The following is a 9,726-nucleotide window of genomic DNA, read 5'->3' on the forward strand; positions in this document are numbered from 1 at the left end:
GGTGCCGGACAGCGTGATCCGTGCTGCATTTTCCCTCGCCCGGATGAGGCCGGTACGGAAGCTTGCCTCTTTATCTAGCTGGTCGTAGTTCAGCTTGATGAGCGGTCGCCCGAGCCATACCGTAAGCAATGAGCCACAAGCTGCGTAGATGAAGGCCACAGCGAACAAGACAGGGTTGATGGACAAAAGCACCCCTGAAAATGAAAGGATCGTCAGTCCGCTACTGAAGATCAGGAGCAGGAAGGACAGCGTCGTCACGGTAAACGCGCGGATGTCCTCCGAGATGCGCTGATCCGGATACGAGAGCTCTCCCGAAACGTCCAGGCGGTAGAAGGCTCTGTCCGTGAGATAGCGATTGACGGCGCGACGCGTCAGAAAGTCTCTCCAAAGGAGTGCGAGCCGTTCCTCGGTAAAGCGCGCAAACACCGATACGGTCGTAGAGGCGGCAAACACGAGAAGATAGAACACGGCTTGCCTGGCGAACTCTGCAACCTGCCTGTCGGCGATCGCCGTCATGAAATTCCGGCCGACGAAGCTGTTGAGCACATTGAGCCCGTTAATCGCGAGGAAGAATACGACCAGGCTTGCGGTCAGAAGCTTTGCCGTGCCGCCGACTTCCGAAGAAAGAAAATGCCTCACTGAGCGCAGAAAGCGGCTCGCCGTTACCCTGAGAGAAGTCTGCAGCTCTTCCATGCCTCCCTCTTTGCATCGCGTCGCTGCTCGTTTTCGCCCTACAGATGAAGCCCTGCCCTCTCACGGCTTCCTTGACGGCTATTCGCGCCAAATAGAATGGCGATAAGTTGCGAACACCATCTTCGCAACTTTCGATTACTCTGCTAATCCCAGGGCCTCAGAGGGGCCAGTCCTTGCACCCCTTTTCCGGATGCAACTCCGCAGACTCTGCCGCGCAAATGGCGACCGATCTGGAATAGTCGCCAGCCACTTCTTCGGCCTCCACACACATTACCGCCGCGCGCCCGCGGAAACAATAAGGGCCACCACCTAGGCGATTTTTGAGGCCTATGAGCCGGCCTGAGGATGCCGAACCCGCTGTGCGCTGACTCTTTCGGCCAAATAGACCGGCAGCCTAATAGCCGCCGTCGCTGTAGATCGTGTGGCCGCCGGGAACCGGCCGACCCGCTAGAGCCTGTTGTTCGGCCGCCAGCGGTCGAAGCGGCGCTCGACCATCCTAAGGATGTTGGTGAGCACGACACCGGCGGCGGCAATCAGGATGATGCCAAACATGACCCGGTCGGTCTGGAAGGTGGCGCCGGCGACCGATATGAGATAGCCGACGCCGGCCTGTGCCGAGTACATCTCGCCGACCACGATGCCGATCAGCGCGTGGCCGAGGCCGAGACGGAGGCCAGTCAACAGGAACGGAACGGCCGCCGGGAAGGCGACGGTCAGGAACATCTGCCTGTCGTTCGCCCCGAAAGAACGAGCCACCTTGATGTAGTCGCGTTCGACGGTCTTGACGCCGGCATTCGTGTTGATGAGGATCGGGAACACGGCGCTCAGGAAGATGATCGCGAACTTCGAGCCGAGACCGATGCCGAACCAGATCATGATCAGCGGCAGGAGCGCAATGCGCGGTGTGGCGTAGAGCGCCGAGATGATCGGGTCGAGCGCCGCGTCGAAACGCCGGTACCAGCCCATAAGAATGCCAAGCGGCACGCCGACGATGATCGCCAGCCCATAACCTACAAGCAGCTCCAATCCACTGATGGCGAGGTGTGGATAGATGCTGCCGTCGGCGAACATCGCATAACCTGTTGCGATAATGCGGCTCGGCGAACTGGTGAAAAGCGGATTGACCAGGCCGAGGCGGACAACCGCCTCCCAGAGCAGGAGCGCCACGATCATGGTGGCCCCGCCGAGCAAGGCATTCTCTCGGCGCACCAGGAATTCGTAAATGGCGAATTCCGGCTTTCGCTGTCTTGGGATTTCTTGTTCTTCGGTAACGGACGTCATCTCTCGCTCCTTCAATTCACGCGCAGAAGGCCCATTCGGGCGCTTTCTTCCTCGATCAGTCGCCAGATATGGCGAAAGATCTCCATGAAGCGCGGTGTATGCTTCAGATCGAGCGTGCGCTCCTTCGGCAGGTCGATCTCGACAATTTCCTTCACCTTCGCCGGACGCGCCGAAAACACGATGACGCGATTGGAGAGGAAGATCGCCTCGTCGATCTGGTGGGTAATGAACAGCCCGGTCTTCTGAGCACGGTCGAGAATGCGCAGCAACTCGAACTGCATGAATTCGCGTGTCTGCGCATCGAGCGCGGCGAAGGGCTCATCAAGCAGCAGCAATTCCGGGTCGACAGCCAGCGCCCTTGCGATGTTGACGCGCTGACGCATGCCGCCCGAGAGTTCATTCGGATAGTTGTCCTCGAAACCGGCCAGCCCGACGAGCTCGACGAACTTGCGTGCACGTGCGGCGATCTCCTCCCTGCTGAAGGCCTTCTGGATCTCCAGGCCGTAGGCGACGTTCCTCTGGACCGTGCGCCAAGGAAAGAGCGAATCCTGCTGGAAGACAAGACCGCGATCCGGGCCCGGTTTCCTCACCTCCCGCTCGTCGATCAGGATTCTGCCGCCGTTGATCGAGACAAGGCCGTCGACGGCAGCGAGAAAGGTCGATTTCCCGCAGCCGCTTGGGCCGACGATGCTGACGAGTTCACCCTCGTTGACACTGAAGTCGACGCCGTCAAGTACGCTCAGATCGCGCTTGGTGCGATCATTGTAATAATTCAGTTTGACGCTATCGGCCTTCAGCTTGACCGGCGTTGCCTGCAACATGGGTTCTCCTCCCGCCTTATCGGCAGTTTTTAGTTAAGCGCTTTGAAGAAGCCTTCCTTATCGAGCGCATCGAGCGTGCTTGTGTCGACGATCGATTCCGGCTTCACGGAGGCTGCAGCCGGCTGCGTTTTCGAAAGCTCCGCCAGGACAGCAGACACACCTGGGATCGAGGGGCGCAGATCCTGCGGGAACACCTTCTCGGAATAGAAGCGGAACGCCTGTTCGACGGATGGCCCCTTCTCAAGCTTCAGGAAGGATGCCGTCACGTCCATCGCGTCCTGCGGATTGGCACGAAAGCCGTGGAGGCCCTCTCCCATCGCCATGAAGAAGCGCTTGACGGTATCGGAATGCTCAGAAAGATAACTCCGCGAGGTCACATATGCAGTGTTCGGGTAGTCCTTGACGATCTCGGTCACGTCTACCAGCATCTTCGAGCCGGCATCGACCATTTCCTGCGTGCGCGGATATTGCGACATCAGTCCCTGGACCTGGTGGCTTTCAAAGGCGGCCGCGCGCGTGCCCTCGCCACCGAGTTGGAGAATGTTGATATCCGTGGGTTCGAGGCCGAGAGATTTCAGAGCGAACTTGACGGCGGTGTCGGTCGACGAACCAAACTTGCTGATGGCGATGCTTTTGCCGCGCAGCTGGTCGGCGCTCTGGATGGAGGCATCGACGACAAGCTGGAACGGCAGCTTGTTGGCCATGCTGCCGATGATGACGACATCGGCGCCGGCGACGGCCGCGGCGATTGAGGGGGTGTAGCCGTTCTGGGCGATGTCAATCGAGCCGCCGACGAGCGCCTGGGTGAGCACGGAACCGCCCTCGACATAAACGAGGTTGACGTCAAGCCCGTACTTCTTGAACAAGCCCTTGGCAAGCGTGTACTGGATCGGCGCGCTCGTCATGGTGAAGCCGTCATAGGCGACATTCAGCTTGGTCAGGGCTTCGTCTGCCGCTGCCGGCGACATGGCGCCCGCAAGCAGGCTCAACCCCGCTGCCAAAGCTGCTTTCAATAGATTTCTCATGCTTTCCTCCCACGATTTGGTTTGTCCTCACCCGGCTCTCCTCCGAGCTACGGGTGGGCGCAACTAAGTGCAGCTAAGCAGGCTTTGCATTCGTTCCCTGTTCATCGACTTCATGAACTGGTCGACGAGACCGTTGAGCGGCAAGGGCAGCTTCACGCTTTGCGCGAGGTCAAGGGCGACGTCCATATCCTTCTCCGCCACTTGCCGGTGCTCTTCCCTTAGCGCGATAGCGGCCTGCCGACGCTCTCTCCTGCCCCGCTGGGTTTGTCATCAGGTGAGCCTAGTGCCGCGAAAGCTGCCTGTCCAAGACCGTTGAAAGCGACGAGCTATAAGTTTTTTGCTATGGGCGACTGGCATCGCCGAAGACGTAAGGACAAGCACGGGAGATGTGATGAACAACATCCTTCAGGAATGGCCCAATCAGCTCGCCTTTCCCGGGCGACCGCTCCTCGCGCCTGGTCCACCATTCCGGTCTCAACCAGCTTAGAACCAGCGACGCTGACTGACAATGACCGGGATAGTCCCGACAGCGGCTGACGGAACATCCGGTTCAGGCTGTCGCCGCTCGGCTCTCTCTACGGACGGGGGACGGCGACGCCGAGGCGCTCTGCATGCGGCAGCAGCGACGGCATGATGCCGGGAGCGAGTTCGACGCCCTCGGCAAGGGCTGCCCGCTTCTTCGCAAGGCCGTTTTCGCCGGGAAGCCTGACGCCTGCCACGCCGGGACGCGGCGGATTAGAACGGCAGGCCTCGGCCAGCCAGCCTGTCTGCCGGAGGAAGGCCTCGCGGCCGCCGAAGGCATCGGGATCGAACACCTGCACGGTGACCGCGGCATTCGTTCCCTTCGGCGCATCGACGCGGCCGTAGCCGGCAAGGCCCTGCGTAAAGGCTTCGACATGCAGCGCCATCCCGTAACCCTTCTGGCCGTGATCGAGGCCGCCGGTCGGCAGAAGCGTGCCGCCGCGTTCGAGAACGCCCGGATCGCGGCTCGGATTGCCCTCCTCGTCCATCAGCCAGTCGTGTTCGTATTGCCGCCCTTCGCGGATCAGGCGCTGGGCCATGTTGACCGTGGTGATCGAGGCACTGAAGTCGATCAGGATCGGATCGCCCGGCGTCGGGATACCATGGGCGACCGGATTCGGCGTATAGATGCCCCGCCTTCCGCCGAAGGGGGCGACCTGTGCGCCGGAGGGGCTGGAGCTTGCGATGCTGACCATATAGCCGCGATCGGTGGCGAGGCTGAGATAGGCAGCGAGGCAGCCGATATGGTGGCTGTCGGCGATCGCAACCGTCGCCGTGCCGTACTGGGCCGCGCGCTCGGCGGCGAGCTTTACCGCCTCAGAAGTCAGCCAGGCGCCGGGCAGCCGGCGCCCGTTCCAGGCAATCGCCGGGCCGCGATCGGAAATCACCGCAGGCAGTCCGGCAGGTTTCATCACGCCATCGGCGACGCTCTGCAGATACCAGCCGGCAAGCGCCAGGCCATGGGTGGTGTGGCCCATGAGATCCGCCTCGACGAGATAGTGGGCAACGGCCCCGGCCTTGTCCTCTTCGAGGCCCGCGGCCGCAAAAAGTTGCCGGGCAAAGGAGCGCAATTCGTCCACGGAATAACGCGGCGCCGGCTTACGGGTCATGTCGGCCATCTCAGCCTCCCTTGATGCGATAGGTTCAGCGCGCCAGGAAGCGCTGTGCGAGTTCCTGACCCCGTAGGGTCGTCAGCACGTTCTGGGCTGCCATCACGGCCATGGCGCGCTTGGCGTCGATCGTGACGCCGGCCACATGCGGCGTCACGATGGTGTTGGTCAGTTTGAAGAGAGGATTGTCCCTGTCCGGTGGTTCAAGCGCGAAACTGTCGAGCCCGGCGCCGGCGAGGTGACCGGAACTCAGCGCCTCGACCAGCGCCGCTTCGTCGACGATCTCGCCGCGCGCGGTATTCACCAGGAGTGCACCCGGCTTCATCAGGGCAATGCGCCGCGCGTCGATGAGATTGCGGGTCTCGGGGGTCAGCGGGCAATGCAGGCTGACAATATCGGCCTGCGACAGCAGGCGATCGAGATCGGCTTCGCGCCGGATGCCGTCACGAAAGGCTGAATCCGGCGTGTGCGGATCAAAGGCGGAAACGCGCATGCCGAGCGCCAGCGCCATGGCACCGAGCGTCTGACCGATGAAGCCGAAGCCGACGAGGCCGAGATGCTGGCCGCGCAGCTCCCGCCCCTGATACTGGTTCTTGTCCCAGACGCCATCGCGGATCAGAGCGTCCTGCCGGGAAAAATCCTTGACGAGCGCCATGATAAGCCCGAGCGCATGTTCGGCCACCGAGTGGCCATTGCTGCCGGTGGTAACGGAAACGGGGATGCCGAGCCGGGCGGCCGACTCTATGTCGATGTCGTTGATACCCACGCCGTGCTTTGCGATATGGCGCAGCCGACCGCCCGCCGCCATCTCCTCCGGGCCAAGGATATCGGCGAGAAGACGGACGATGACGGCATCCGGCTTGTGGCGGTTCATCGCCTCGATGACGGCCTGCCGGTCGATATAGGGCGGGGTGGAGACAACACGGACGCCTGCCTCCTCAAGGATCGCCCTGCCCTCCGCTGCAAGCTCCCCTCCGAGGATGACGACCGTCTTTTCCATTGTGCCTCCCCCTCGATCGCCGCTCAGGACGGTTCGTGCGCCTTTGCATCACGCGGCGAACGGGCCATCAGCCGTGCATAGGCGATGGCAGAAAGCATGTTGACGTGGTTGGCCTTGCCGGTGCCGGCGATATCGAAGGCCGTGCCATGGTCGACCGAGACGCGGTCGATCGGCAGCCCGAGCGAGACGTTGACGGCGGTTTCGAAGGCGACCAGCTTGATCGGGATGTGTCCCTGGTCGTGATACTGCGCGACGACGAGGTCGAAGGCGCCGTTATAGGCGCGCGCGAAAACCGTATCGGCGGAAATGGGGCCGACGACATCGATGCCCTTGGCGCGCGTCTGCTCGACGGCCGGGGCAAGGAATTCCGCATCCTCGGTGCCGAAAAGCCCGTTCTCGCCGCAATGCGGATTGAGGCCGGCAACGGCGATGCGCGCCTTCTTGCCCAGCCGCATGAAGTGATTGTGTCCGGCTTCGATCGTCGCGAGCACGCGCTCGGTCTTCGCCCGCTCGATCGCGCCCTTCAGCGAGACGTGGGTGGAAACGTGAATGGTGTTCAGCCGTTCCGAGGCAAGCAGCATGAAGGAGCTCTTGGAGCCGGTGAGATGCGCAAGCAGGCCGGTATGACCGTCGAAATGATGACCGGCGAGGTTCATCGCCTCCTTGTTGATCGGTGCGGTGACGATGACATCGGTTTGCTTCGACATCGCCAGATCGACGGCGCGAGCGATGTAGCGGACCGAGGCATCGCCCGCGACGGAGCTGACCTTGCCGATCTCCGGCAGGGCGGCGCCAAGCGGCACTTCATCCACGGCGATGACGCTTCCGTCGTCCGAGGCCGAAGGACCGAAACGCAGGGTGATGTCGGTTGCACGCGCCGCCCGCTCCAGCGCTTCCGTATTGCCGACGATGACGAAATCGCGCCGTTCGGCCGCCGGCAGCGCAGCCAGCGCCTTGACGATCACCTCAGGGCCTACGCCGGCGGGATCACCAAGGGTTACCGCGACTTTTGCATTCCTGTCCATCAGTCAAATTCCTCTTGAAAACTCGGCTCAATAGGCGGCTTCGTAGATCGAGCGGATGTCGGCGCGGGTCAAGTCGCGCGGATTGTTGTCGAGCAGCCGGCGGATGGCGAAAGCGTCGTCGGCCATGGCGTCGAGATCGTTTTCCGGCACGCCGAGGCCGGACAGCGTCATTTCGATGCCGAGTTCGGCGCAGAAGGCATAGGCCGTATCGAAGACCGACTTGATGCTCTCGGGGATGCTGTAACCGAGCGCTTCCATGACCGCCTTGGTCTTTGCCGGCACCGCCGGCGTGTTGAAGGCGAGGACATGCGGGAAAATCAGCGCATTGGCCGCACCGTGGGCGACATGCCAGCGCGTGCCGAGCGGATAGGCGAGCGCATGTCCACCCGCCGTGTTGACCGGGCCTAGACAAAAACCGCCATAGAGCGAGGCGAGCGAAAGACCGGCGCGCGCCTCAGCGTCCGAACCATCGCGGACGGCGCGGGCGAGATATTGGCCGACGAGCCGCGTTCCCTCGATCGCATAGATATCGATCATCGGATGTGCCTTGCGATTGGTGAAGGCCTCGACGCAATGCGCCATGGCATCGACGCCGGTCGCGGCCGTCGTGCGGGCGGGAACCGAGAAGGTCAACGACGGGTCGATGACGGCGATGTCGGCGAGCATATGCAGGCTCTCGACGGCAAGCTTCGCCTTAGTATCAGGATCGGTTACCAGAGCGCGGATGCCGGCTTCGCTTCCGGTTCCAGACGTGGTCGGCACTTGGGCAAGCGCTGCCTTGCGGGGGCCCTGGACCTTGTTTGCCCCGACGACGTCGCGCAGGCTCTGCGACGAGCCGGTGAGCACGGCAGCCAACTTGGCAAGGTCCATGGCGCTGCCGCCGCCGAAACCGACGATGAGATCGGCCTGCGCCGCCCCGGCCGCTGCGAGCACCTTGGCAAGATTGCCGATATCCGGCTCAGGCGTTACGTCCGAGAAGACGGAGACCTGACCCTTCAACTGCAAAAGGTCGATGCGCGAGGCATTGAAGGCATCGGAAATGACCAACGTGCGGGAATAGCCCTTATCAGCTGCCCAGGCGCCCAGTTTTCCCGCGGTCCCGAGGCCGAATTCGATCAGGTGCGGCCGGACAACGGTGATAGGCGAATCCAAACTGACCATCTGCGGTCCTCCCCGATGCGCAACGGACTTGCCGTCAATGATGTAAAGTTGTTATCTTAATTGCTGGTTTTTAGCAAGAATGCTCAAGGATTTTTCTTGCTTTCCGATCCATTTCGATGAGGCTTCATCGACAGGAGGCAGCTGGCGTCCGCGTTAAAACATTGACTTAAAAGCAATTTTCTTACGGAAACTTACACCGGCACAGGTGAAGAGGAAAGCGCACGATCTGTCGTACACTTGTAAACATCGCTATTGACACGGCGAGGCCGAATGCCTTCCGGCATCCAGCCTCACCGCGCCCCTCCAACTATTTTCATGGAGTGCTAAGCAATTGATTCCAATGGAAGTCGCACATATTTGATGGCGCGCCGGTAATAGGTATAGGCCACATGCAGCACGCCGTCGGATCCCTGGACAATCGAGGGATAGGAGAACTCGCGATTGAGCATGTCTTTCGAATTGTTGCTCAGGCAATAGCCGTCGCCGGTATCGAGATCGAGCTTGCGCTCGAAGCTGCGGCCCTCGTCGACGGAAACCGCAAGGCTGAGGGGCGCACGCGGCACACCCCAGACGGCCTTTCGCACCGCCGCCCCGGAAACCCCCACGCTCGCCGTCTTGTCGCTGTCGATCTCATCATAGAGCGACTGGCGTCGCGCATCCGACGATGCGGCATTGCTGTGGTTGTAAACCATTGCAATTCTTCGATCTTTCAAGGCCGCAGCCTGGATCGAGGAATTGTTGTTGGGGAGGTTTGTCGCCTCAGGCGCGCTCCAGGTTTTGCCCTGGTCGGAGGACAGCGAGGCGCGGACATTCTCGGAATAGCGATCGCGAAAGAAGGCGACCATCCTGTCCCCGTCGAGCGGCAGGATATTCATATGCACGGCGCCCAGGCTATCGGCTATGTCCTTCATCTGCCAGCTTTTTCCGCCGTCGCGGGAGATCAGCACGCCGGCCGTATCGGCGTCACCGCTCCAGCGCTGGTCGGGCAGGCTGATGCAGCGGAAGACCGGAAGCAGCCAGTCGCCGCTGCGGTTCACGACAATCTGCTGGCGCACGAAGGTGCCCGGCACGTCGCAGAGAACATAGGCC

The 9,726-nt window shown here is 61.7% G+C and carries 10 protein-coding genes; all 10 read right to left on the reverse strand.

The genetic code is table 11. From position 1 onward, the window contains the following. Positions 1-693, reverse strand: a 693-nt coding sequence (locus ACPYOJ_RS32705; protein WP_481419957.1) for an SbmA/BacA-like family transporter, incomplete at its 3' end; no start/stop codon positions are given. Positions 694-1,140: 447 nt separating this feature from the next. Then, positions 1,141-1,974: an ABC transporter permease gene (locus tag ACPYOJ_RS32710; RefSeq protein WP_168832425.1), complete on the reverse strand. Its 834-nt coding sequence runs from the start codon at positions 1,972-1,974 to the stop codon at positions 1,141-1,143. A gap of 11 nt (positions 1,975-1,985) precedes the next feature. Beyond that, positions 1,986-2,795, reverse strand: coding sequence for an ABC transporter ATP-binding protein (locus ACPYOJ_RS32715; RefSeq protein WP_481419958.1), 810 nt, complete (start codon positions 2,793-2,795; stop codon positions 1,986-1,988). A gap of 29 nt (positions 2,796-2,824) precedes the next feature. Further along, positions 2,825-3,820 (reverse strand): ABC transporter substrate-binding protein, encoded by a 996-nt coding sequence (locus ACPYOJ_RS32720; RefSeq protein WP_168832423.1) that lies wholly within the window; start codon positions 3,818-3,820, stop codon positions 2,825-2,827. A gap of 63 nt (positions 3,821-3,883) precedes the next feature. Further along, positions 3,884-4,006 carry a hypothetical protein gene (locus tag ACPYOJ_RS32725; RefSeq protein WP_281408120.1) on the reverse strand — a complete coding sequence of 41 codons (123 nt, stop codon included), beginning with the start codon at positions 4,004-4,006 and terminating at the stop codon, positions 3,884-3,886. 389 nt (positions 4,007-4,395) lie between these two features. Next, entirely contained in the window at positions 4,396-5,451 is a 1,056-nt protein-coding gene (locus tag ACPYOJ_RS32730) for an Ldh family oxidoreductase (RefSeq protein WP_481419963.1), read from the reverse strand. Positions 5,452-5,485: 34 nt separating this feature from the next. Continuing rightward, positions 5,486-6,451 (reverse strand): hydroxyacid dehydrogenase, encoded by a 966-nt coding sequence (locus tag ACPYOJ_RS32735; RefSeq protein ID WP_481419959.1) that lies wholly within the window; start codon positions 6,449-6,451, stop codon positions 5,486-5,488. Positions 6,452-6,474: 23 nt separating this feature from the next. Then, entirely contained in the window at positions 6,475-7,476 is a 1,002-nt protein-coding gene (gene pdxA / locus ACPYOJ_RS32740) for a 4-hydroxythreonine-4-phosphate dehydrogenase PdxA (protein ID WP_481419960.1), read from the reverse strand. 27 nt (positions 7,477-7,503) lie between these two features. Further along, positions 7,504-8,637: an iron-containing alcohol dehydrogenase gene (locus ACPYOJ_RS32745; RefSeq protein ID WP_481419961.1), complete on the reverse strand. Its 1,134-nt coding sequence runs from the start codon at positions 8,635-8,637 to the stop codon at positions 7,504-7,506. A 323-nt stretch (positions 8,638-8,960) separates the two neighbouring features. Then, on the reverse strand, positions 8,961-9,726 hold a 766-nt coding region (locus ACPYOJ_RS32750; protein WP_481419962.1), incomplete at its 5' end, for an exo-alpha-sialidase.

Source organism: Rhizobium sp. SVR5-9E, assembly GCF_056755095.1.

Excerpts from the sequence above, each read along its gene's own strand:
- ACPYOJ_RS32710 (WP_168832425.1), bottom strand. The coding sequence starts at position 1,974 with ATGACGTCCGTTACCGAAGAACAAGAAATCCCAAGACAGCGAAAGCCG.
- ACPYOJ_RS32730 (WP_481419963.1), bottom strand. The coding sequence starts at position 5,451 with ATGACCCGTAAGCCGGCGCCGCGTTATTCCGTGGACGAATTGCGCTCC.
- ACPYOJ_RS32720 (WP_168832423.1), bottom strand. The coding sequence starts at position 3,820 with ATGAGAAATCTATTGAAAGCAGCTTTGGCAGCGGGGTTGAGCCTGCTT.
- ACPYOJ_RS32725 (WP_281408120.1), bottom strand. The coding sequence starts at position 4,006 with ATGGACGTCGCCCTTGACCTCGCGCAAAGCGTGAAGCTGCCCTTGCCG.
- ACPYOJ_RS32735 (WP_481419959.1), bottom strand. The coding sequence starts at position 6,451 with ATGGAAAAGACGGTCGTCATCCTCGGAGGGGAGCTTGCAGCGGAGGGC.
- pdxA (WP_481419960.1), bottom strand. The coding sequence starts at position 7,476 with ATGGACAGGAATGCAAAAGTCGCGGTAACCCTTGGTGATCCCGCCGGC.
- ACPYOJ_RS32745 (WP_481419961.1), bottom strand. The coding sequence starts at position 8,637 with ATGGTCAGTTTGGATTCGCCTATCACCGTTGTCCGGCCGCACCTGATC.
- ACPYOJ_RS32715 (WP_481419958.1), bottom strand. The coding sequence starts at position 2,795 with ATGTTGCAGGCAACGCCGGTCAAGCTGAAGGCCGATAGCGTCAAACTG.